At 60.1% G+C, this 21,693-nt stretch carries 22 protein-coding genes; 8 read left to right on the top strand and 14 right to left on the bottom strand.

What is annotated here, in order from left to right; genetic code table 11:
- Window positions 1-76 precede the first annotated feature (76 nt).
- Both ACVWY3_RS21600 and ACVWY3_RS21595 read right to left on the bottom strand, forming a co-directional pair.
- Entirely contained in the window at window positions 77-2,839 is a 2,763-nt protein-coding gene (locus ACVWY3_RS21600) for a hypothetical protein (RefSeq protein ID WP_456840285.1), read from the bottom strand.
- A 365-nt stretch (window positions 2,840-3,204) separates the two neighbouring features.
- Window positions 3,205-3,363, bottom strand: a complete 159-nt coding sequence (locus tag ACVWY3_RS21595; protein WP_456840284.1) for a hypothetical protein — start codon at window positions 3,361-3,363, stop codon at window positions 3,205-3,207.
- A 399-nt stretch (window positions 3,364-3,762) separates the two neighbouring features.
- On the opposite strand from ACVWY3_RS21595, the gene ACVWY3_RS21590 reads away from it, so the two are divergent.
- A complete protein-coding gene (locus ACVWY3_RS21590; protein WP_456840283.1) occupies window positions 3,763-3,948 on the top strand; it encodes a hypothetical protein in 186 nt (61 codons plus the stop codon).
- A gap of 395 nt (window positions 3,949-4,343) precedes the next feature.
- Here ACVWY3_RS21590 and ACVWY3_RS21585 read toward each other — a convergent pair whose 3' ends face one another.
- The gene (locus tag ACVWY3_RS21585) at window positions 4,344-5,498 is read right to left on the bottom strand and encodes a hypothetical protein (protein WP_456840282.1); all 1,155 of its coding nucleotides are present in this window, start codon (window positions 5,496-5,498) and stop codon (window positions 4,344-4,346) included.
- Window positions 5,499-5,984: 486 nt separating this feature from the next.
- Window positions 5,985-6,230, bottom strand: coding sequence for a hypothetical protein (locus tag ACVWY3_RS21580; RefSeq protein WP_456840281.1), 246 nt, complete (start codon window positions 6,228-6,230; stop codon window positions 5,985-5,987).
- A 209-nt stretch (window positions 6,231-6,439) separates the two neighbouring features.
- Here ACVWY3_RS21580 and ACVWY3_RS21575 point away from each other — a divergent pair, with 209 nt between their 5' ends.
- The 3 genes from ACVWY3_RS21575 to ACVWY3_RS21565 all read left to right on the top strand — a co-directional run bounded on the left by ACVWY3_RS21575 (window position 6,440) and on the right by ACVWY3_RS21565 (window position 9,790).
- The gene (locus ACVWY3_RS21575; RefSeq protein WP_456840280.1) at window positions 6,440-6,850 is read left to right on the top strand and encodes a hypothetical protein; all 411 of its coding nucleotides are present in this window, start codon (window positions 6,440-6,442) and stop codon (window positions 6,848-6,850) included.
- A gap of 623 nt (window positions 6,851-7,473) precedes the next feature.
- On the top strand, window positions 7,474-7,770 hold the full coding sequence (locus ACVWY3_RS21570) for a hypothetical protein (RefSeq protein ID WP_456840279.1): 297 nt from the start codon (window positions 7,474-7,476) through the stop codon (window positions 7,768-7,770).
- 703 nt (window positions 7,771-8,473) lie between these two features.
- Window positions 8,474-9,790, top strand: coding sequence for a UDP-glucose dehydrogenase family protein (locus ACVWY3_RS21565; protein WP_456840278.1), 1,317 nt, complete (start codon window positions 8,474-8,476; stop codon window positions 9,788-9,790).
- A gap of 261 nt (window positions 9,791-10,051) precedes the next feature.
- Here the strand turns inward: ACVWY3_RS21565 and ACVWY3_RS21560 are convergent, their stop codons facing one another.
- From ACVWY3_RS21560 to ACVWY3_RS21550, 3 genes are read right to left on the bottom strand one after another with little or no spacing between them, the layout of a single operon-like run.
- Window positions 10,052-10,669 (bottom strand): hypothetical protein, encoded by a 618-nt coding sequence (locus ACVWY3_RS21560; protein ID WP_456840277.1) that lies wholly within the window; start codon window positions 10,667-10,669, stop codon window positions 10,052-10,054.
- Window positions 10,669-11,847 (bottom strand): ERF family protein, encoded by a 1,179-nt coding sequence (locus ACVWY3_RS21555; RefSeq protein ID WP_456840276.1) that lies wholly within the window; start codon window positions 11,845-11,847, stop codon window positions 10,669-10,671. The genes ACVWY3_RS21560 and ACVWY3_RS21555 overlap by 1 nt, the downstream gene beginning before the upstream one ends.
- A complete protein-coding gene (locus ACVWY3_RS21550) occupies window positions 11,834-12,649 on the bottom strand; it encodes a YqaJ viral recombinase family protein (RefSeq protein WP_456843417.1) in 816 nt (271 codons plus the stop codon). Before ACVWY3_RS21550 ends, ACVWY3_RS21555 begins: the two co-directional genes overlap by 14 nt.
- Before the next feature lie 278 nt (window positions 12,650-12,927).
- On the opposite strand from ACVWY3_RS21550, the gene ACVWY3_RS21545 reads away from it, so the two are divergent.
- A complete protein-coding gene (locus ACVWY3_RS21545; protein WP_456840275.1) occupies window positions 12,928-13,317 on the top strand; it encodes a hypothetical protein in 390 nt (129 codons plus the stop codon).
- 472 nt (window positions 13,318-13,789) lie between these two features.
- Here the strand turns inward: ACVWY3_RS21545 and ACVWY3_RS21540 are convergent, their stop codons facing one another.
- The gene (locus ACVWY3_RS21540) at window positions 13,790-14,035 is read right to left on the bottom strand and encodes a helix-turn-helix domain-containing protein (protein WP_456840274.1); all 246 of its coding nucleotides are present in this window, start codon (window positions 14,033-14,035) and stop codon (window positions 13,790-13,792) included.
- A 247-nt stretch (window positions 14,036-14,282) separates the two neighbouring features.
- On the opposite strand from ACVWY3_RS21540, the gene ACVWY3_RS21535 reads away from it, so the two are divergent.
- Complete coding sequence (locus tag ACVWY3_RS21535; RefSeq protein ID WP_456840273.1) at window positions 14,283-15,194, top strand: restriction endonuclease; 912 nt, start codon at window positions 14,283-14,285, stop codon at window positions 15,192-15,194.
- A 54-nt stretch (window positions 15,195-15,248) separates the two neighbouring features.
- Here the strand turns inward: ACVWY3_RS21535 and ACVWY3_RS21530 are convergent, their stop codons facing one another.
- Entirely contained in the window at window positions 15,249-16,430 is a 1,182-nt protein-coding gene (locus tag ACVWY3_RS21530) for a DNA modification methylase (RefSeq protein ID WP_456840272.1), read from the bottom strand.
- Here ACVWY3_RS21530 and ACVWY3_RS21525 point away from each other — a divergent pair.
- A complete protein-coding gene (locus ACVWY3_RS21525) occupies window positions 16,416-16,604 on the top strand; it encodes a hypothetical protein (RefSeq protein ID WP_456840271.1) in 189 nt (62 codons plus the stop codon). The genes ACVWY3_RS21530 and ACVWY3_RS21525 overlap by 15 nt on opposite strands.
- Before the next feature lie 87 nt (window positions 16,605-16,691).
- Here the strand turns inward: ACVWY3_RS21525 and ACVWY3_RS21520 are convergent, their stop codons facing one another.
- The 3 genes from ACVWY3_RS21520 to ACVWY3_RS21510 are packed head-to-tail and all read right to left on the bottom strand — an operon-like array spanning window position 16,692 to window position 18,227.
- Complete coding sequence (locus ACVWY3_RS21520; protein WP_456840270.1) at window positions 16,692-17,135, bottom strand: hypothetical protein; 444 nt, start codon at window positions 17,133-17,135, stop codon at window positions 16,692-16,694.
- Window positions 17,132-17,650: a DUF5681 domain-containing protein gene (locus tag ACVWY3_RS21515; protein WP_456840269.1), complete on the bottom strand. Its 519-nt coding sequence runs from the start codon at window positions 17,648-17,650 to the stop codon at window positions 17,132-17,134. The genes ACVWY3_RS21520 and ACVWY3_RS21515 overlap by 4 nt, the downstream gene beginning before the upstream one ends.
- Window positions 17,640-18,227: a hypothetical protein gene (locus ACVWY3_RS21510; protein ID WP_456840268.1), complete on the bottom strand. Its 588-nt coding sequence runs from the start codon at window positions 18,225-18,227 to the stop codon at window positions 17,640-17,642. Before ACVWY3_RS21510 ends, ACVWY3_RS21515 begins: the two co-directional genes overlap by 11 nt.
- Window positions 18,228-18,659: 432 nt before the next feature.
- On the opposite strand from ACVWY3_RS21510, the gene ACVWY3_RS21505 reads away from it, so the two are divergent.
- Entirely contained in the window at window positions 18,660-19,550 is an 891-nt protein-coding gene (locus ACVWY3_RS21505; RefSeq protein WP_456840267.1) for an aldose 1-epimerase family protein, read from the top strand.
- A gap of 11 nt (window positions 19,551-19,561) precedes the next feature.
- Here ACVWY3_RS21505 and ACVWY3_RS21500 read toward each other — a convergent pair whose 3' ends face one another.
- Both ACVWY3_RS21500 and ACVWY3_RS21495 read right to left on the bottom strand, forming a co-directional pair.
- Window positions 19,562-20,410 (bottom strand): MBL fold metallo-hydrolase, encoded by an 849-nt coding sequence (locus tag ACVWY3_RS21500; RefSeq protein ID WP_456840266.1) that lies wholly within the window; start codon window positions 20,408-20,410, stop codon window positions 19,562-19,564.
- 78 nt (window positions 20,411-20,488) lie between these two features.
- Window positions 20,489-21,649, bottom strand: a complete 1,161-nt coding sequence (locus ACVWY3_RS21495; protein ID WP_456840265.1) for an acyltransferase family protein — start codon at window positions 21,647-21,649, stop codon at window positions 20,489-20,491.
- Window positions 21,650-21,693: the final 44 nt, after the last annotated feature.

Here is a 21,693-nt window from a genome sequence, read left to right as displayed (position 1 = left end):
CGCGTCCGCTGCCACTGCTGGAAATACGAATTGATCGTACTGCGTAGCGCCTGCCTTCAGTTGACTTTCATCGAGCTCAATCGATAGAGCATGATTGATGGATAGCTTGTTCAGTTCGTCTCCGGTGACCAGACCGCCAAGGAGCGATGCTCCCGAAAGCACGAATTCCGCCGCTGATGCCGGTCGCTGTGCCCCAGCCTGTTCCCTCCAGATCTCCTTCCACTAGGTAGGCCGCGTGCCATGTTTGATGGGCGGAGTCGTAAGTTGCCAACCATGCTTCCCAGTAGTGGACCCCGTCCGGATCAGTAAACACGACGTCGCCGTCGTTACCTAATGCTGTCAAATCTGATGGGGTCGCTAGTTGAAGGCTTCCGTGTGTGGAAAATGAGCCGCCCACGTTTGACAGGTTCAAAACGTCGAAATTCCAAGTCATGTGCGCCGCGTTCTGTGGCGTGTGATTTAGAAGGCCATTGTCCGACTGAATCCAGCTGTTACCCAGGGTAGCGTCCCTGAACTGCACGTTCTGGATGGCGTCCGGCGTTGTATAGTTCGTAGTATTTGGATCTATGGCCGCATTCCATGCGCTTGCATTGGAAAAGAAGCGAGCTTGATCAACAGAAGCGGCTTCGCAGTTTGTTAAAATGTGCGAGCCATCTAACGCAGTCTGATCTCGAAAAGTCAACGTCCCATTGCTGTTATAGACGTCGTGCTCGGCGACGTAGCTGTGTCCCGTGATGTTTGAAAGCATCACGTCCTTGCTCTTGTCGGCGTGGATGACAGTTTCGCTGACCATCACGCCGTTGGCATAGGTCTGCAAGTCCGATGAGCCGTCGGCCTGGACGATGGAGCGGGTGAGGATCTTGCCGGCCGCATCGTATTGTGCGGTGACCTTGGCTCCATCCGACCCCAGTGTGTAGTTGTAATCGAGCGAGCCGTTGGAGTGCGTACGCGTGATGCTGGTCAGGACACCTGCGGGATTATAGACGTCGTGCTCGGCGACGTAGCTGTGTCCCGTGATGTTTGAAAGCATCACGTCCTTGCTCTTGTCGGCGTGGATGACAGTTTCGCTGACCATCACGCCGTTGGCATAGGTCTGTAAGTCCGATGAGCCGTCGGCCTGGACGATGGAGCGGGTGAGGATCTTGCCGGCCGCATCGTATTGTGCGGTGACCTTGGCTCCATCCGACCCCAGTGTGTAGTTGTAATCGAGCGAGCCGTTGGAGTGCGTACGCGTGATGCTGGTCAGGACACCTGCGGGATTATAGACGTCGTGCTCGGCGACGTAGCTGTGTCCCGTGATGTTTGAAAGCATCACGTCCTTGCTCTTGTCGGCGTGGATGACAGTTTCGCTGACCATCACGCCGTTGGCATAGGTCTGTAAGTCCGATGAGCCGTCGGCCTGGACGATGGAGCGGGTGAGGATCTTGCCGGCCGCATCGTATTGTGCGGTGACCTTGGCTCCATCCGACCCCAGTGTGTAGTTGTAATCGAGCGAGCCGTTGGAGTGCGTACGCGTGATGCTGGTCAGGACACCTGCGGGATTATAGACGTCGTGCTCGGCGACGTAGCTGCGTCCCGTTATGTTTGAAAGCATCACGTCCTTGCTCTTGTCGGCGTGGATGACAGTTTCGCTGACCATCACGCCGTTGGCATAGGTCTGCAAGTCCGATGAGCCGTCGGCCTGGACGATGGAGCGGGTGAGGATCTTGCCGGCCGCATCGTATTGTGCGGTGACCTTGGCTCCATCCGACCCCAGTGTGTAGTTGTAATCGAGCGAGCCGTTGGAGTGCGTACGCGTGATGCTGGTCAGGACACCTGCGGGATTATAGACGTCGTGCTCGGCGACGTAGCTGTGTCCCGTGATGTTTGAAAGCATCACGTCCTTGCTCTTGTCGGCGTGGATGACAGTTTCGCTGACCATCACGCCGTTGGCATAGGTCTGTAAGTCCGATGAGCCGTCGGCCTGGACGATGGAGCGGGTGAGGATCTTGCCGGCCGCATCGTATTGTGCGGTGACCTTGGCTCCATCCGACCCCAGTGTGTAGTTGTAATCGAGCGAGCCGTTGGAGTGCGTACGCGTGATGCTGGTCAGGACACCTGCGGGATTATAGACGTCGTGCTCGGCGACGTAGCTGTGTCCCGTGATGTTTGAAAGCATCACGTCCTTGCTCTTGTCGGCGTGGATGACAGTTTCGCTGACCATCACGCCGTTGGCATAGGTCTGTAAGTCCGATGAGCCGTCGGCCTGGACGATGGAGCGGGTGAGGATCTTGCCGGCCGCATCGTATTGTGCGGTGACCTTGGCTCCATCCGACCCCAGTGTGTAGTTGTAATCGAGCGAGCCGTTGGAGTGCGTACGCGTGATGCTGGTCAGGACACCTGCGGGATTATAGACGTCGTGCTCGGCCACGTAGCTGCGTCCCGTGATGTTTGAAAGCATCACGTCCTTGCTCTTGTCGGCGTGGATGACAGTTTCGCTGACCATCACGCCGTTGGCATAGGTCTGTAAGTCCGATGAGCCGTCGGCCTGGACGATGGAGCGGGTGAGGATCTTGCCGGCCGCATCGTATTGTGCGGTGACCTTGGCTCCATCCGACCCCAGTGTGTAGTTGTAATCGAGCGAGCCGTTGGAGTGCGTACGCGTGATGCTGGTCAGGACACCTGCGGGATTATAGACGTCGTGCTCGGCCACGTAGCTGCGTCCCGTGATGTTTGAAAGAAGTACATCTTTGCTGTTGTTCGGATATGCAATGGTTCGAGAAATGAGTACGCCGTTGAGGTATTCGAGACTTTGAGTAGAGCCATCGGAGAGCCTAGTGACAACTTTCGTGGAAGCCATTTGCGTTCGCCCACCTTAATTTCGTTGGACGAATGATGTAGAGAACAGGAGGTGTTGATTTCGCAAAAGCTAGCGATCGAGTCCTTCGCAATTTCTAAAGCGAATGTTAGGAAATGAAGTTCCGCTCCTGGAACTAGACTGACATTCTCGAGCCTGCCCAAAGTGTTGGTCGGCGGCGTTCTGGCAGCTGGCATAGCTAAGTCGAAAAAACGGGCTATTGTTGTCTACCCTGAATAGCTGCTACTTCGATTGCATAGCGCAGGGTGATCTTCGCAGCTCGTCTAACCTCGTTGTCGAGTTCAAGGAAATTTCACTGCGCTGACCAATCTTCCTTCCGACGGTTGAATAGCGATGGACAATCGGCCTCAAGAAAATAGCCCGCGCAGGAAATGCCAAGTGGAAACACAATACGAGAAGAAGAATTGATCGACGAAATGGCCGAATGAGGGCCAACGGATAACGGCGGCGCCAAAAAGAATGATCGCGGCCGAGCCGATCAGCGTCTCTTTGATGTCGCGGTGCATGTTCGTCAGCCCACTGAGTTGAAAAGCTAGGCGTCCACTTTCATCAAAGATAAATCTCCTTAAGCGTGAAGTCTGCTGCGCGTTTCTAACCACAGGACCCGGCGCGGCACCGGGCGCTATAAACCGTTGGCGCCGGCGCGACAGGCACCGTATGGTTATCGATCAGGCTACGGAGCGAAGTACTAGCAGTCTGATTTTTTGGCAACGAGGTGTGTTCTGATCAACCCGATACTTAGAACGTTTGTTTTTCTCCCGACGGTCCTGCCCGCGGCGGCACTGGCCGGGGGGACATGTCTCCTGCATCCGGAGCCATTCAAGCTTCAATCGGACACGGTTCGCTGGTCGTTCAAGATCGCGTCGGGCGGGCAATGCATCCAGGGCTTGCGATGGTCGACGATCATGATCGATCATATCGCCATCACGGAGATGCCCAAATCAGGCCAGGTCATCATCCAGGGACCTTCGTTCCGCTACTTGTCCAATGAGGGCGCTCGCGGAAGCGATTCGTTCAAGCTGAGCATCACGGGATCGTCGATGCGGATCTCCGGCAACTCGTCGATCGAAGTCGAAGTAAGCGCAGAATAAGCTTGCTAGTCTATGCGATAATGCGTTCGGCGTGAAGATTTTGGCTTGCTCTGAAGGGCGATCCCGCCACTGCATGCTCAGCGCGGCGGATTATTGGTCAGCCCAGTGTTGTTGCTGTTGACATTGGGATTCGCCGAGACCGCCGGCGGCACGCCCTGACCAATGGGATTTTGGAATGGATTGTTGCTCGGTTGAGTGGCAACCCCCCTTGCGCGCGGACTGTGGCTGGCCCCTCTGACCTCGTTGCTGCGTTCCTTGAGCATCTGCCGCGGTCGAGGCGCCGAGCATCGCGATGACGAGAGCAGTGAGTACGGACGAACGCATTGTTGCCTCCATCTAACGCAGTTGACCGACAGCTCAATAAAGCTAGGCGCGGAATTGCGAATTGGAAGGCGTCAGGGCTTCTTGCAATCGGTGTAGAGAACCCCGGTGGTCAGGACCACGCGCTCGATGCAATGCCTGGCATCGGTGATCTCTCCCGGGACCGTGAAATCGTAGGCCTGTCCCCTGAGGATCAGGGCGTACCGACCCGGTGCCAATTCAAGCTCGGGATCCTCACTATGCAGCTCGTACATCTCGGGTGCGTTTGGGAGCGGTGATGAACGGAACGGGAACGACACGTTCCTGATCACCCAGGTCGCCTCGCCGTCATCCGGCCTCTTTCCGGCGGCCTCGGCGGAAAATTCACGGGTGACCCTCGCCAGGATGCGAACCTCGGCCCGATCGGCGGCATTGGCCGAGGAATCGCGGCGGAACACGACGAATTTCGGGTGCCCATTCGGTAACACGGTCGGGCTCGGTGCCTTGAGCGCGGCCGACACCGCAACGCGAATATCTGGTGGCTTGCCGGGGAGGAGCGGCAGCTCCACGAGACGATTGTCGGCGACCGCGTAGATGCCGTAGTCCGTCGGCCGCAACGGATCGGGCTTCACCGGGGGAGGCGTGGGCGCCGGTGCGCTCGCGGGCTGGACCGGCGGCGGGGAGGCAATTGCTGTTTCCTGAGGAGCGAGATCCCGAGCCAAGTTTTGTGTGAGGTGCCACAACCGCTCCCGCTGCTGGACAGCGAGCAAAACGCCGCCGAGGACGACAAGCATCGCGGCAGTTCGTCGCTTCAGCGCAAACTGCGGGCTTCGGCCGCGACCTGCCACGTGGTCCGGTCCGAGGCGCCAGGCTGGCTCCGGCAGCGTCGGCTGCGCCGCCGCGGCCTGAGCGGCAATAGAGCCTGGCAGCTGGTCCAGTCGGGCCGGGCCCTCTTCGCGCTGAACCTTGGTCGGCGAGGGCGCAATGAGCGGCTGTTGTTGCGAGAAGTGTTCAACGCCCCGGATTGCGGTCTCGAGCGCCTGCTGCGCGCGCTTGATATCTTTGGCATCGGCGTGCGTGAACTGCTCCAGCAGTTTGTAGCGGGCGAGGTCGTAAATGGCCTGACGCAAATGCTCGGGGTTGTTGTCCACCGTCTCGATCATGCGGGCGATGACGAGCGCGAATTGGATCTCCGTAGGAGCCTGGTCCGGCCGTTCGGGATCGTTAGGAATTAGGTCGCCCGAGGTCATCGCCTGGGTGGCATTCTTGAGTGCATGACAGTCAGATTAAACCAATCCGCCTGCCACGAATACGGCATTTTCGGCTGTATCGGCGCCATGCATCTCGACTAGAATGGCTGGATGCGGCGGATCAAGTGGTCCGGTCGTCAGAAAAGCTGTCGTGCGGGAACATCACATGGTCGCTAACCGGAAATCGCCCTTGATGCTACTGGCCGTGACGTGTCTTGCGGTCGGTGCCCTTCCAGGGCACGCATCGGCACTCACGGCCGAGCTTGCGCGGAAATGCAGTGCATTGACGGCCAAGCAATTTCCGCCGCGCGAGCCCGGCAACCCGGCAGCCGGCAGTGCAAAGGGGTCAGGGCGTGCTCAGCACGACTATTTCAACAAATGTGTCGTCAACAACGGCAGGATGGACGCTGAAACGTCGTCCAAGTGAACACCGTCCAAGTGAACACCGTTCAACTGATTGCGGAGTTAGGCCCCATCGCAGGCACATCAGGATTGGCGCTGTGCGGATGAGGAAGGCGTCTGTGGAGCAGGAATATTGCCTTCCTTCTCCATACAATTCCTGAAATAGGCTTGGCGATCCCCGCTCATCCGCACCGATCCGGGGCGCTGATACGGATAAGCGATGTAGGAATAATGCATGCACTTGCGGGCCACCTCTGCGCTTGGACCGGCGACCGCCGCGGTCGGAACGAGCATACAGGCTAGCATGGCGAGGTTGATTGCGATCTTCAATTTTGTCTCGCATCATGGGAGGACAAGTGTGTTCGAACGAACCAGCCGAACCGGCTTTATACCCGTTCGTTTCACGGTCTTGCCAGCGTCGTCTCGCAAACCTGCTAACGGGATTTAGCTTCACATTTACCAATGCGGGCCCTTTGCGGCCGGGCCTTACCGAACGTTAGCCCGAGTTGGCGCATCGTCCTCAAAAAAGGATGGCGCCAGTGAAACCGTTCACTTTTCCCGCTCTCGTTATGCCGATGATCAGCGCTCTTCTCATCGGCCAAGCCAACGCGACCCCAAATTGCCTGCGAGATCATCAGCCCTATAAGCTCGCCGGCGACAGTATCGATTGGTCGATGACGATCAAGCCGGGCGCCAACTGCATTCAGGGCCTTCGCTGGTCGACCATGCAAATCTATAGCGTGTCCGTCGCGGAGCAGCCGAGAGGCGGCGAGCTCACATTGGTCGGTCCCGGATTTCGCTATTTCGCCAACTCGGACTTCAAGGGTAGCGACAGTTTTGCGCTGGTGGTGGTGGGAAAGAACCGCCACGACGACGAGGGACGGTCGGTCATTCACATCAAGGTCAGCGCCTCAAACGAGGGTCTCGTCGCCAATCTGGCGGGCTATTGAACTGAGGCTTGCTGGACCGTCGATCTGGCGTTAGTGGCTGGAGTGCCGCTGGAGCATTCAGAGCAAGACTTCGTAGCGAAGTGCTCGAGCTGGACGCTGCTAACGCGCGCGCACGCTGCCGGATAGGCCGGCGCGCACGACGCCTCGTATGCGATACAGCTAAGGAAGAAGCCGGCTTGCCAGTCTGCCTAGTTTTTTGGCTGCGGAACTTGAACAAACTTCATCTCAATGTGGCAATGTCGCTCTTCTGGAGCGAGGAGCCCGTTCATCGTCGAACAATTCGACCGATCGCGCAGGCGAAGGGTGAGGAACGGGCCCGTCGCGACCGAGTTGTGCAATTGCATAGCAATGCGGTGGCGAAAATGCGCCGTTGGACTGAGGAAGAGATCTCACGGCTGAGGATGCTGGCGCAGAAGCGGCGTGCATCTCAAATCGCAATTGAACTCGGCCGGTCAACCGGTGAAGTTCATCGCAAAGCCCGTGAGCTGGGTCTGTCTCTGCGTCTCCAATCTCAGACCAAGCCTCCGAGCCCTTGAGAAGGCCGCATCGCCGGCGTTGTTTGCCCCTTCAAAGCAAAAGATCGTGGACCACGGTGAGCGACGTTTGCGCTCAACTCCGTTCCAATGAAACTCGGCGCCCAACACATTCTCATTGCGCTGGCCGCCTTCGCCCCCGGAGTGATCTCCCAGGAAAAAGTCTGTCTCATGCGGTCGACGCAGACGCTCGCAAGAGGGATCGTCGGCGAACCGTTGTTGCGGCGCTGGTTTCCCCGAACCGCTCCGCGGCCGCGCAATACGGGCTTTGAGACGTTCCATCCACATGCCGACGTTGTCATGGTCGGTGAGAGCCTCACCGAGGCGGCGGAATGGCGCGACATGTTTTCCCGGTACGAGCATTGCGAATCGCGGCATCAGCGGTGATCGCACGGATGACATTCTCCAGCGAATGGACGCCATCGCTGCCGTCGGAGCACAGCGCGTCTTTCTCATGGTGGGTTTTAACGACTTCGCGCTCGAATCAGCCGGTCGCTGTCTCTTTTGAGAATTATCGAGGGATCATCGATCGGCTTCCCGCGCAGAAAGTCGATGTCTACATCCAGTCCACCATCACGAATGATCGAGGACGGTGTACGGCGGGATACTTGATGACATTCGTGCTCTCAATGAGCTGCTGCGCGCCCATGCCGACCAGAACGGACTGACATTCATCGACTTGAACAAGTCACTGTCGTCTGCGGAGAAAGGTCTATCAAGCAGTATACTTATGAAGGAATTCACCGGCTCGGCCTGGGGTACCTACAGTGGAGGGGGCTATCGAGCGGCACGTCCGGTGAGAGGCGAGTGTCTGGGGCGCGTCGTTTCAGTTGAGGTCGGAGTAGCGTTCCTTCAGCAAGTAGCGGACTTCGTCGTGGGTTTCCTACGGCGCGGCATGAGGCCCCATAGTGGTGCGCCATTGCGCGATTCTCTATCGTCCGGGCGCAGACTTGATCTTCCCGCAAGACAGCGCGGTTAAGGTTTATTCGGACTACTCCAGAACCTGCTCCAATGTTGGGCGTGCGAGCAGATAAAGAAGTGTACTAAGATGTTCGGTGGAACATCTGTCCCTATTGGAGCTAGGTTTTTCATGCGAATCGCGATGATCGGCACGGGTTATGTGGGACTGGTGTCCGGGGCCTGCTTTGCGGATTTCGGTCACGAGGTCACTTGCGTCGACAAGGACGAGAAGAAGATCGCCAGCCTTCATCGCGGCGAGATTCCGATCTACGAGCCCGGTCTGGATGAGCTGGTTGCCAGCAACGTCAAGGCCAAGCGGCTGGACTTCACCACCGATCTGTCGAAGCCGGTCGCCGAGGCCGACGCCGTGTTCATCGCGGTCGGCACGCCCTCGCGCCGCGGCGACGGCCACGCCGATCTGTCCTATGTCTACGCCGCCGCGAGGGAGATCGCGCAGGCGCTGTCCGGCTTCACCGTGGTGGTGACCAAGTCGACCGTGCCGGTCGGCACCGGCGACGAGGTCGAGCGCATCATCCGCGAGGCCAATTCTAACGCCGACGTCGTCGTCGCCTCCAACCCCGAGTTCCTGCGCGAGGGCGCGGCGATTCGCGACTTCAAGTTCCCCGACCGCATCGTGGTCGGCACCTCCGACGAGCGCGGCCGCAAGGTGATGGGCGACCTCTATCGTCCGCTGTCGCTGAACCAGGCGCCGCTGATGTTCACCGCGCGCCGCACCGCGGAGATGATCAAATACGCCGCCAACGCGTTCCTGGCGACCAAGATCACCTTCATCAACGAGATCGCCGACCTGTCCGAAAAGGCCGGCGCCAACGTCCAGGAGGTCGCCCGCGGCATTGGCCTCGACAACCGCATCGGCACCAAGTTCCTGCATGCCGGTCCCGGCTTCGGCGGCTCGTGCTTTCCCAAGGACACCAAGGCGCTGATCAAGATCGCCCAGGACCATGACGTGCAGCTCCGCATCGTCGAATCCGTGCTGGCGGTCAACGAGAACCGCAAGCGCGCGATGGCGCGGAAGGTCAGCCAGGCGCTCGGCGGTAGCTTGCGCGGCAGGACCATCGCGGTGCTCGGCCTCACCTTCAAGCCCGACACCGACGACATGCGCGATGCGCCGTCGATCCCGCTGGTCACCGGCCTGATCGACATGGGCGCGACCGTCAAGGCCTTCGACCCGGTCGGCATGGAGCAGGCGAAGGGTGAGCTGCCCAGCATCACCTATTGCGAGGACGCCTATTCCTGCGCGCAAGGCGCCGACGCGGTCGTCATCGTCACCGAATGGGTCCAGTTCCGCGCGCTCGACCTCGACCGGCTGAAGAGCGCCATGGCCCAGCCCGTCATCGTCGACCTCCGCAATATCTATCGCCCGGAAGAGATGGAAGCGGCTGGATTTGTCTACGAAAGCATTGGGCGGAGCTCCGCCCCAAGCTGACTAATGATGCCGGGCTCGGTTTCCAAATGCAGACGCTGTCGCTTGGCACTTTCTAAATCGACCAATTTTGGATGATCGGCCCTGCAATGCGATTGATCGTGGAGACGACATAGATCGTAAAAGTCGGTCAAGCTCCACGGAGAGATGAACAGCTTCCGAGATGCTCCCTGCGTTGGGCAGCCCTGGGCCGCTTTGATGCACTACTTGGTTTTTCTTAGATTTTGGCGAATGTCATCTAGCGGGCTCTCGATGACGAGCTCCTTAGCTCGAGCGTCCATGTTCTGTCTCAGTGATTTGAGATGTTCGTGAAAAATTTAGAGTGCGGGCCTGGTGGTGACGTCGCATGTTGTTAATCTCCTTAAGCAACGGAAGGCGTCGCAGCTGGGCTCCGTTCAGAAGCGTTTCGAAGAGAGACAAATCTTCTCTCGCTTGAACGTAAACTTCGCTGTTGACGGCATGTTGATCGAAGCCGTGGGAGTGGAGGCGAGCCTCGATGTCGCGGGCCGCGGATGGGTCGAGCTGCCAATCCACGGCGTTCTTGACGGTATAGACCTCCGCGAGATCTTGAAAGTCAGGCGAGATGCCGATCACGTCGATGCGACGCAGCGCCATCTCGATTGCTTTTTGGCGATAGGCGTTGAGTAGTCTGTGGCGTAGAAGACGATAGCGCTGCATTTCCCAAGACAGTTCCGCGATATCGGCGGCCAGTAGCCATTCGATCGCCGTTTGAGGATTGATGTCCTGGAAGATGGCGGCCTGAACAGCGTGATAGTCACCGATGCGTTCTCCAGGGAGAAGGTGAGGAGGCGGACATAGCGCCTTGACCTCGTTCGGCATCGTGGTCGCGGGCCTCTGAAGCCGGTTGAGTTGCGGGTTCATTACCGCGGCGTCTCCGGGATCGAGGCTGATATCGCTGGGGTGATTTGTGAACCCTCTGCCACATGGACAGGGCTCGCATCCCAAAGCTCCTTGGCAATCGATAGCGGAGCGATCTGCAGGTTCGCCCACCAGCCTCGCTCATCACCGTGCCGATGAAGTGATCGATGGTGTGACCGGCACAGCGGCACCGTAAACTCGTCGCTGACTTTGCGTCCCAAGGCTCGTGGCTGCGCGAACTTCAGGTGATGCGCGTCGGCAGGCGCTTTTTGGCAGACCAGACAACCTTGGCTACGGACGAAGGCGAGATGGTTCTTGCTGCGTCGCCGCGGCGGCTCCTTTGGGAAGGCAAGGCCAGCATGCTCTGGAGGAGAGCCAGCGGCAGCTGCCTCAACACCGTTGGATGCTGTGCCGGAAGCTTCAGGGACCACGGACTCGTCGGCCAGTGGGCCGCGGGGCTGTTGTGCTGCATCAAAGTCGCTGAGGACTATTCCTTCGAGTCTCTCCTGGTAGGCTGTTTCGAGGATGCGGGCGTCCGCCTGCAGAAGGGTGTTCTTGAGAGGCAGGCTAGCCTTGGCCCAGATGAGCAGCTCGTCAGTGCCCTCTTGGCGGGTTAGCTCGCCGAGCAGCCGTTGCAGGAGTTCGGCTGAGCGTTCCGGCGGCAAGACGGGGGCGCGGTTTAGCACCTCTTTGGAGTGCTTTCCTTGCGGCTCTGGGACGGTTTTTGGCTCGGCAGCGGCCGGAGGGCCTGTGATGACGTCTGGCGCGTCCAGATCGTCCTCGCCGGCGATACCGACGAGGGCGAAGAGGGCATAGCGGCGGGCGTAGGTCAGGGCCGCCCCCATTCGATGCGGCGCCTCGACCTCCTTGGAGGCGCAGACCGGCAGGTCTGAGGAGATCCATTCTCCAGAGGCATGTGCCAACAGGGTGGTCAGGTGGATCTGGCCCGTGCCCTGCTCGATCCGGGTGGTCTGGATGGTGGCAATCTCCTGCTGGCTGAGTGTCTTGCGAACAATATCGAGGCCTGCGGCGAGCGAGGCGTAGCGGAAGATTTTCGCCTGCTCCCGCGGGAACGGGGAGCTGATGATCGCGGTCAGGGTCTTCTCGGGGTTCATCAGTTCAGCTTGAGCTCGGGCGAGGGCGGCAGCGATGGTCCCGATATGCTCGCTAGAGCGATGCATGGGAGCCCTCCTTGATCAGGGCTTCGAAGCTGACAGCGCCGGATTTGGAGCGCTTCGCCTTGATGCCATGCCCAGCCGCTTCCTTGGCATCTTCCGGAACGAGCCTCCTGAGATCAGCCTTGGCGGCCTCATGCTCGCCGTGGGCTTCTCGCGTCCGCAGGTAAGTCGCCGCCAAGTCCGCCCATTGATTGGAGGAGGACATATCAACGACCTTGACCGCCTCCAGGCGCGGTCGGGGCGCTTCGATGTTGAAGAGAACAGGAGGCTCCCCGATTTGGACGCAGCGCCAAAATTTCTTCTCGGCGGTGAGCAGGACGTGCTGGTACAATGGGTCAGCGTGGATCGTGATTTCGACCCATTTGCCACCGCCGGTGATGATCGAGAGCACCGAATTGCGGGCGGCCATTACCCACATGTTGTGTTGCAGCTGCGCCATGTGTTTCTCGGCGGCGGCCTCCTCGCTGAAAGCCCAAGGCAGCATGAACTTGGCTTCGAAGACCGCTCCCGACTGCTCGACGATACCATCCAGGGTTGCGGCCATCCATTTGTGGACAGGATGGCGGACGCGTCTTTGGATATCCTTGACGGTGTGGCCGCTCGCGCGTTGGTACCAGGCACGGTTGAGGACCTCAGTCACAGTCCCGAGTTGAACGATCAAGTTGTCCGAGAGATCTTCTGGCTCAATCTCACCACGTTTCTCACGCCATAGTCGCAGGAGGGCGTTCTGGTCGTCGCCCATGACGATGCGGGCATCCGAGCCGCCGATGAAATGGCGGCGAACGTTTGGATTGAAGTTGATGATCTGGCGCGGTGTGGCTGAATCTTGTGCTCGAATTGATGATGTCACCGGTAACTCCCACTCAGGAACGCGCGACGTGGCTTGCCGCACTGCCCGAAGCCCCGGACTTGCGGGGCGGAAATACCGGCGAATGGCGTTGTTGTTCGCCTGTTGGAATCAGTAACGCTCCGATCGGGCGTGAATTCCAGTCCTTTCTGCAGCAACATTCTTGCTCTTTTGCAGGGCTTATTGCTGTTCTTGGGCCGCAGAGGCATCGTTGGAAGGAGAAGCTCGGGCCAGCTATGACGTCAAAACGACAATTCGAAGCCAATCGAGCAAACGCAAAGAAAAGCACTGGCCCCAAGACGAAAAACGGTAAGTCTCGTTCGAGCCGCAATGCACTTCGCCACGGGCTGGCGCGCGCTGCAGCGGATCGAGACTGTGGGCTGATGGCGCTGAGGAGCAGCGCACTGGGTCTGATGTCCGAGATGAGTCCGGAGTTCGCGACCAATCTGGCGCGGGTTAAGCTGAGATTGAATGAAGTCCGAGCGATCCGCTCACGGATGCTCGCTTCTCTGTTGGAAGGGTCATCGCCTGGTCAGGCCAAAGGGATCATCGCACTTGACCGCTATGAGAAAGCCGCACACCGCGAGCAGCGAAGGGTGCTCAAAGCTCTTCGCACGGACAGCTGATCACGACGCGAGCACGGCAAACGATTGCAGGACTTCGCCATCCGCGAAGGATCAGCGACGGGAACCGAGCCAAATCGATAATGCGAAGCCAAGCGAAACTAACGCAAAAAAGCTTAAGCAATCCGAAAAGTCGGTAGGTCTCGTTCGAACCCCAAGCGCTTCGGGACGGGTTGGCCCGCGTTGCGACCGTCAATTGCGCAGGGGCTGACGCATAGCACACCGGGGTTCACGCCCGAGATGGTTCGGACTTCCGACTGATTAGGTGCGTGTTCGGCTGACATTGAATGAGGTCCGAGCCATTCGCTCTCGGATGCTCGTCGTCGTTGTTGGAAGTCTTTCACCTGGGCAGGCCGAGCGGGGTCATCGCACTGATCGTTACGAGAAAGCCGCTCAGCGCGAACAGCGGAAGGTCCTGAAAGCTTTTGGCACGGACGTCGGATCATCATGCAAGATTGATCGCCCCCGCGGCGCTTCAGGCTTTTTTGGTTCGTAGGAATTGACGCAACAGCCTCAGCGGGTCGGCGCCCAATGCCTCGGCAATGGCGATGAACTCAATGACATCCAAGCGACGTTCGCCACCCTCGTATTTTGCCACAAAAGACTGAGGCTTGCGCAGTTTTTTGGCGAGCCCCTGCTGTCGGATGCCGGCCTTATGCCGCGTGGCGACAAGCAGGGCGACCAATCGGGCATATTCGGCGGATCTGAGGGACTTTTCCATTGGCCGCCGGGCGCTTTGATTCGGCGGCGGCCAATGTGATCCCAGATCAGGATTATCCCAAAATAGGATCAGATTAACTCTGTTCTGATATCAACCCGCGAGCCCGCTCGACTTCCGGCGCGGGCAGAGCGAAGTCCGCATCAGTTGATTGGACAAGCGTGGTGTCGAGATGAGCAAACGAGGGCTGCTAAGCGTGACAAAGGGTAGGGGCGATGGTCCGGAAGCTGCACCGTTTAGGGTAGCCGACGTGCGCTATATCAAGCTGGGTCCCGGCCGCAAATGGGCCGGTGATGCGATCAGGCGTGGCATCGTCCCGCTCGATTTCCGCGGCGTTGGCCATGATGCTTGTAACAGGGGAGATTGGGCCGAGGTTCGCCGGCAATTGATTGCGATGGGCCGCAACGAGCGCGCTTTGAAGGACGACGAGCGCGAGCTGAAAGAGTTCTATGGTCTCGGGGAGGACACGCTGTGGTTTACGATCGCGGATGGATATGTGTGGTGGACGTTCGCGCAAGCGGAGGTTCTGGAAGGCGACAGAGCCGGCCTTGAGGGGCCGCCCAGATATCGTCCGGTGCGAGCCCCTTGGTCGAACAGAAGCCTGAGCGGTCTTGAATTGACCGAACGCAGTGTCAGCTCGGCTCTGAGCCGGACCGCGAGTTATCAGCGGGCCATCTGTGCCGTACAAGAGGCGGACTATTTGCTGCGACGGATCAGGGGTGAAGATGAGCCACTTCGCCTCAGAGCTGATCAATTGCGTGAGGAGATGGCGGCAACGGCAGCGGAGATGGTGTGCCGGTTGGATTGGCAGGATTTTGAGACGCTGGTCGATCTGATCTTCGCCCATGGCGGCTATAAGCGCGAAACCGCGCTCGGCGGAGCTCAGGCGGATGTCGATTTCGTCGCTCGGCAGCCACTGATCGGAAGCAGCGCCTGGGTGCAGGTCAAGTCACAGGCAACGCAAGCGACGTTCGAGGACTATCTTGAGCGCTTTCGGCGGCAGGCGAGCGGCGGCACCTTCTTCTTCGTTTATCACACAGCCCGCCAGCCGATCCGACCGCCGTTAGATATGCCCAACGTCCACGTCTGGTCGGCGGAGAAGGTCGCCGAAGATGCGATCGATGCCGGCCTGTTCCGATGGATAGCCGAGCGCATTCTTTAGTGGAGCATGGCCGCGAGCGCCTACCTGTGAACCCGCTGCGCGCGCCCGGCCCAGCTATTCAGCGGCTTCACTCGGGCAGGCCTGACCGCCGAGGCGCCGAGCTGCAACCCCCTCGAACGCCTCGCCTGTTGCTTCCAGTACTGCCTCGAGTCCACACACTGCCTTGAGCCTGCGGAGTGCAACGTCGCAATAGCGCGGATCGATCTCGATACCGTAGCCGATCCGGCCGGTTCGCTCAGCGGAGATGAGGGTTGTGCCCGAGCCGAGAAAGGGATCAAGGATGATGCCTTTGCGCCGCGAGCAGTCGCGGATCGCATCCTCGACCATTGCCACGGGCTTGACGGTTGGATGCAATTGAAGGTCGGCGCGCGATGATCCGAAAGCGTTTACACCGGCATAGTTCCATACGTTGGTCCGGTTACGGCCGAACTTGCCGAGCTCGATATTGTTGATATGCGGGGCGGAGCCTGATTTGAACACGCACACGAGTTCATGCTGGGATCGATAGAACGAGCCCATGCCGGCGTTGTTCTTGGTCCAGACGCAAAGGTTCTTCAGCTCGGTGTAGACACCCTCGGCAGCCGCGAGCATGTCCTGGATGTGCCGCCAATCAATGCACTGGAAGTGAATTGCACCGTTCACCGAGTGGGCGGCGAGGTTGCGAAAGACCGCGTTCAGGAAGGCGGTGAACTCGTGTTTGGACATTTCGCCTGAGGCCATGGCGAACTCAGGGTGGATAATCTCGCCGTGACAGGAGACGTTTCCGGCGATCGGCACATTGTAGGGCGGATCCGAGAACACCATCTGAGCTCGCGCGGCACCGAGCAGGGCTTGATAGGTCTGAGCTTGGGTCGAATCGCCGCAGATCAAGCGGTGCTCGCCAATCCGCCAGAGGTCTCCGCTTTGACTGATGGAGGGTCCTGCAGCCGGCTCGATGAGCTTGTCCGCTACGTTGTCGCTGCGCTGCGCCGCGTCCGCGATGTCGCCGACCAGGATATCGATTTCGGGCGCCTCAAATCCCGTGATGGTGACATCGAAATCAATCTTGAGTTCGGAGAGATATTGCAGTTCGAGCCCAAGCAGGCGCTTATCCCAACCCGCGTTCTCCGCAAGCTTGTTGTCCGCGATCACGTAGGCCCGGATCTCCGCTTCGCTCATGTCGGCAAGACGAACGGTCGGGACCTCGCTGATGTCGAGCAAGTTCGCCGCGGCAAGGCGGCCATGGCCGGCGATCACGCCGTTGTCCTGATCGACGAGGATCGGATTGGTAAAGCCGAATTTCTTGATCGCGGTGGCGATTTGCTCGATCTGTTTTTTGGAATGCGTGCGGGGATTGGTCGGTCGGGGGGTGAGGCGGGTTCGGTCCTGATAGATGATCGTGAGTTGGCGATGATGCGGCGGACGGGGTGAGTTGTTGTGCACGAAGGAGTCTCCTTGTTTGACTATCAAGGAGGCTTACTCGACGGCCCTCAGGGGCTCATCCATGAAAAAGTGTCGTTATTTTCGTGAACTTATCTCGTTCAAAAACGACTTCCAACTGATCGGGAGCTTCCACTCGCTAACGACCTGTTCGGCCAACCGTTCATGCAGTGGCTCGCGAGTTCGCCCCTTCGGGGTTTTAACAGCACCCGCCCGGTTCGCGCCCTTCCTCGCGCGCACCGCTTGTTTCAGTAGGCGCTCGTATTGCGCAATCGCCGCTGAGAGGCAGACCTGATAGTAGAGACTCCTTGCAGGGCGGCCTCGTTTCGCTTTCAGCTTGCCCCGCACAGCCTGAAGGACCACGGGTCGCAACCACGATGGAAGTGGTTTGGCCCAGTTTTGGTCCAGCAAAGCGGCAAGCTGCTCTGAATCGGGCATTATCCCGCTCTCGATGCGCGGTCGCCAGAACTCCAGGTTGGTTTCGTCAAATATTTCGTAAAGCGTCGGTTGCGGGTCAGTCATTGGTTTAAATTGCCGTATTTCCTGCTATGCGCGAGCAAGGCCTGGCCGTAGACTGTCGGCTCGCCGCGGACGGCTTTGATGAACTCCTCGGCATCAAGGTTGATTGCGGTGCCTGGCTCAACCTTGTCTCTGGTGCGCTCCTCCTCCTCAGCGATGAATTCTTCGATCGATACGAGCTCCGGCACCACCAGGTAAGCTGCTTTCTGATCCGCCGCGTTCGGAGTCAGGCGCGCCCGCAGCCTGCTGAGCTCTTCCGCCGCCGCGGGCGAGCCCTGCGCTGCGAGAGCCTTCAGCTTGAGCAGGGTGACATCAAGCCGCGTCATCCGCTGTCGCTTCCCCGTGAGTGCGACGGGGACTTTATTTAATGCGAACTTTCGGGTGATGCCGGCGACGCTAACCGCCCCTTTCGGCCGACCGGCCGGATTGCCCGATTGACCCTTCTTGAACCGCGAGTCTTGGGGTGGAGCCTTGCGCTTGCCCGCGGCGCTTTTTTGGTTCGTCCCGTTAGTAGACATTCTCGCCTCCCGCGCGGGCCTGGCGGAGCGCCTCCTCTTTCAGCGCTTTCAGCCGCGCAAGATCGCGCTGATAGTCAGCGAGATAGGGCCTCAACGTCTCCTCGCTCCATGGCGGCGGCCCCTCGCGCTCGAGAATGTAACCTGCAAGCTCGAGAGGGACGTTTTTCGGAGCATGCACCACGACTGAGCACTGCAGGACCTCGGAGTCGAACAGACCAGCACGCTCGCACTCGCGTAGGAACTGCTTGATCGCTCGAAGCTGCCCCTGGATTATCCTGGCAAATAGGCCGCGAAGCATGGCCGCATGTGGATGCAGCTTGGTCCTCCGCCCGTTGATCTTGACCTCGATGGGCTGGTCCAAAACCCTTGCGAGATCTGGCTTTCGCTCAGAACGAGCGTCCCTCGCTAGGCCATGCCGCGCCGGCTGTGGACGGACCCCGAATTGAGTGGCCTTCGGCGGCTTTCCGTAACCGACCTCATATGGACGCCGCTCGGCCGGCGGGTGCGGTGCGCCGCGCTTATCGCTGGCGCCTTCATCAAATTCCATCGTCTCATCTCCATTTTGGTGGGCGTTCACGCCTTGGAGTGAGACCTTTGTACAGCAGAAAGCCGCACAAAGACGCCACAGACCGAGGCGCGAGGATCGCGCATCTCATCATGTCGGTTCTCGTTCGGATTTCTGAAGCGGCGAGTTCAGGTTCGTTGAACCCCCTCGCTAACGCTTACTTAGGGATCAAAATCTCAGCCGTCAAACATATTTGGCGCTTGCGCTTCCTGCAGCGGACTGCACGCATCCCGAAGGTCCAATCGGCGCATTGCGGCGAGCTTCCGGTCGATGGGGCGCCGTTTCCTGCAAATCGCAGGCCGATTTCCCGTGACCGATTTTGTGGGAATTTGGCCGCCAAAACCCTGTCGTTATTGGTCATTTCCCCGAAGTGCGATAGAAGCAGGGCCGGTTTTGCGGCGTTCGCCCTGTTAATTCCCGTAAGGTGTCAGCCTCAGATCATCCATGACCGACGACACGCACACGATCCACAGCGGCCTTCTCACCGCGACCATCAAGGCCCACGGCGCCGAGCTGTGCTCGCTGAAGGACGCAAGCGGCCTCGAGTTCATCTGGCAGGCGGGGCCGGAATGGCCGCGCCATGCGCCGCTGCTGTTCCCGATCGTCGGGCGTCTTGCGGACGACGAATTGCGGCACCGGGGCAGGACCTACCGGATGACCCAGCACGGTTTTGCGCGTGACAGTCGCTTTGCCTGGGCTGGGCGCGATACGACCAGTTGCACGCTGGTGCTCGAAGACAGCGAGGCGACGCGCGCGCTCTATCCGTTCGCGTTCCGCCTGACGGCCATCTATACGATCGACGACGCCGGCCTTGATCTCGTGCTCACGATCGTCAACACCGGCAAGGAGATGTTGCCGGCTTCGCTCGGCGGACATCCGGCCTTCAACTGGCCGCTGCAGGCGGGTGTGCCCAAGGAAAGCTATGCGCTGACCTTCGCCAACGCAGAGGCATCTGCCGTCCGCCGTCTCGATGGTGGATTGCTGCGCGCGGCAGCGGAGCCGAGCCCGGTCAACGGCACGGTGCTGCCCTTGTCCGAATCCCTGTTCGTCGACGATGCCATCATCTTCGACCGGATCGAGAGCAGTTCGGTCCGCTATGCCGCCGGGCAGGACGCATCCGCCGCGCCGTGGCTGAAGATGTCCTGGCGCGGCTTTCGCGAACTCGGCGTCTGGTCGAAGCCCTCAGGCGCGCCGTTCATCTGCATCGAGCCCTGGCGCGGCTATGCCAGCCCCAAAGGCTTCGACGGCGAGTTCGCCGACAAGCCCGGCCTGATGCAGATCGCGCCTGGAGCGGAACAGCGTTTGTCGTATCGGATCGAGATCGGATCGTCCTGAGATCGAGGCGCTCAGACCTCGATCCGCGTCAGGTCCTCGCCGAGCACGACAGGGCCCGAATAGTCCTTTTGCACATCCGCGAGGAGCGCATTCAGCATGGTGTCGTCGGTGCGCGGCCGGTGATGGGTCAGCGCGAGCTTCTTGACGCCGGCCTTGGCCGCGACCTTGCCGACGGTATCGCCGCAGGCGATCGTGTATTTCGCAAGCCGGCGGAAATGCTCGTTGTTGATCTCCGGTGTTGCGAGAAAGCAGACCTGGACGAGCAGGTCGGCACCTTCCGCCAGCCGTTCGAGACCAGGGCAGGGGACGGTGTCGCCGGAAATCGCAATGACCTTGCCCTCAGCCTCGAAGCGGTAGCCGAGGCACATCCAGCGCGCGAGGAAGGCCGGCGACATGTCGAGGCCGTCGCCATGCGAGACCAGCTCGGCGGTGATCTTCCAGCGGCCGGTGTCGAGGATGGGACCTGGAACGATGTCCTTTGCGACGACCGGTTTCCAGCCGCCGAAGGTCGGTTCGCCCTGATCGCGCCAAGCGATATCCTTGTCGTAGACCTGCGTGACCAGCGTGTTGACGAGCCGTTCGGTATCCGGCGGCCCGAAGATGCGCAGCTCGTCCTTGCGCCCGTGCATCCATGAATTGAGCATCACATCGTAGAGGTCGCCGATGTGGTCGAAATGGTGGTGGGTGAGAAAGACCGTGTTGATGGCGCCGAGCGGCACGCCGGCCTTGCCGAGCTGCACCATCACGCCGCGGCCGGCGTCGAACAGGATGTTCTCCTCGCCGAGCCGGATCAGCGTGGTCGTCGCCATGCGGCGCGGGTCCGGGCGCGGGCCGCCGGTGCCGAGCAGGATGACCTCCATGCGCCTTCTCCAGTGTGAAGCCGGGAGCGCACAGTAGATACCAAGGCTGCGGCGAGGCAAGCGGCGAAGGACGCGCGTTCAGTGCACGCCGGTCGCCGTGGCCGCGACGACGGGGCCGATGGCCGGGCGGGCGGACGCCGATGAGGTCAGGCGCTGCGCCAGGTCCTGGGTGTGCCGCTCGACCAGGTGCCAGGTCGCGCGCGCGAGGAGATAGCTGAGCGCGATGGTGACGAGGTAAGTCACCAGCAGCGAGGCCAGCCCGTCCGCGAACGGCCAGATCCGGTGCAGGCCCGAGATCACCGCAAAGTGCGACAGATACATCGAATAGGAATTGCGGCCGAGCGCCTCGATCGGCGACCAGTGTACCGCGAGGCGGATGCAGCCCGCCACCATCGCGCCGAGCACGAGGTTGATGATCAGATAGTTGAACTCGTGGGCGCCGGTCGCGCGATTGGCGAAGAAGGACAGCGCGATAAAGACGCAGAAGATCGCGGCGTCGGATCTGGTGAAGCCGTCGCGCAGCGAGAAGAACAGCGCACAGCCGATCAGGAAGACGGGCAGCTGGTTCAGGAAGCTGTAGTGCAGTGTGGTCCAGACGAAGGAGTCGTGGCCGGGGCCGTAATAGGCCGAGAACAGCTCGAAGGCCCACGGCTTGAACAGGCAGACATTGACGAGGTGCAGCAGAAGCGCGAGCGCGAGATAGAGACCGCGGCGCGATCCGAAGGCGACGATCAGGAGCGGGAAGACGAGATAGAACGTCATCTCCGCCGCGATCGACCAGTCTCCCGGCACCACGCTGTTGACGCTGTCGGGCCAGAAGCCGTGCAGGAACGTCGCGGTCAGGATCACCTGCAGCGGCCCGATTCCATTGGGCGCGTTGTAGCTCGGTCCCGTACCGTTGAGGACGAGGTAGAGCGGGATCGCGAGCCAGAACAGCGGCGCGATGCGCAAGGCACGCCGGATGTAGAATTTGCGCGTCGGGCTCGTTTCGCCGGCGCGCTGCGTCCACATCAGGCACATCGTCATCGCGCTGACGAAGTAGAACACGTTGACGCCGGTCCAGCCGCACATGAAGGCGTAGTCGATTGCGTGGATGTTCGACGGAAATGACTGCGAGACGTGGATCGCGATCACGCCGAGGATGGCGAGGCCGCGCAGGAAGTCGAGCGTGTGCGAGCGACTGAGGTGCGCTGCGCCTCGTTCGGTTCGACCGGCAGCCGACCGGGCCTGCCCCTGCATAACGCCTGCTCCGTGGTTTCGCACACCTGCAAGCGGAGACAATA

The organism is Bradyrhizobium sp. USDA 4486 (genome assembly GCF_054057995.1).
The sequence above is the reverse complement of the archived record's forward strand: the minus strand, read 5'-3'. Positions and strand labels throughout refer to the sequence as shown.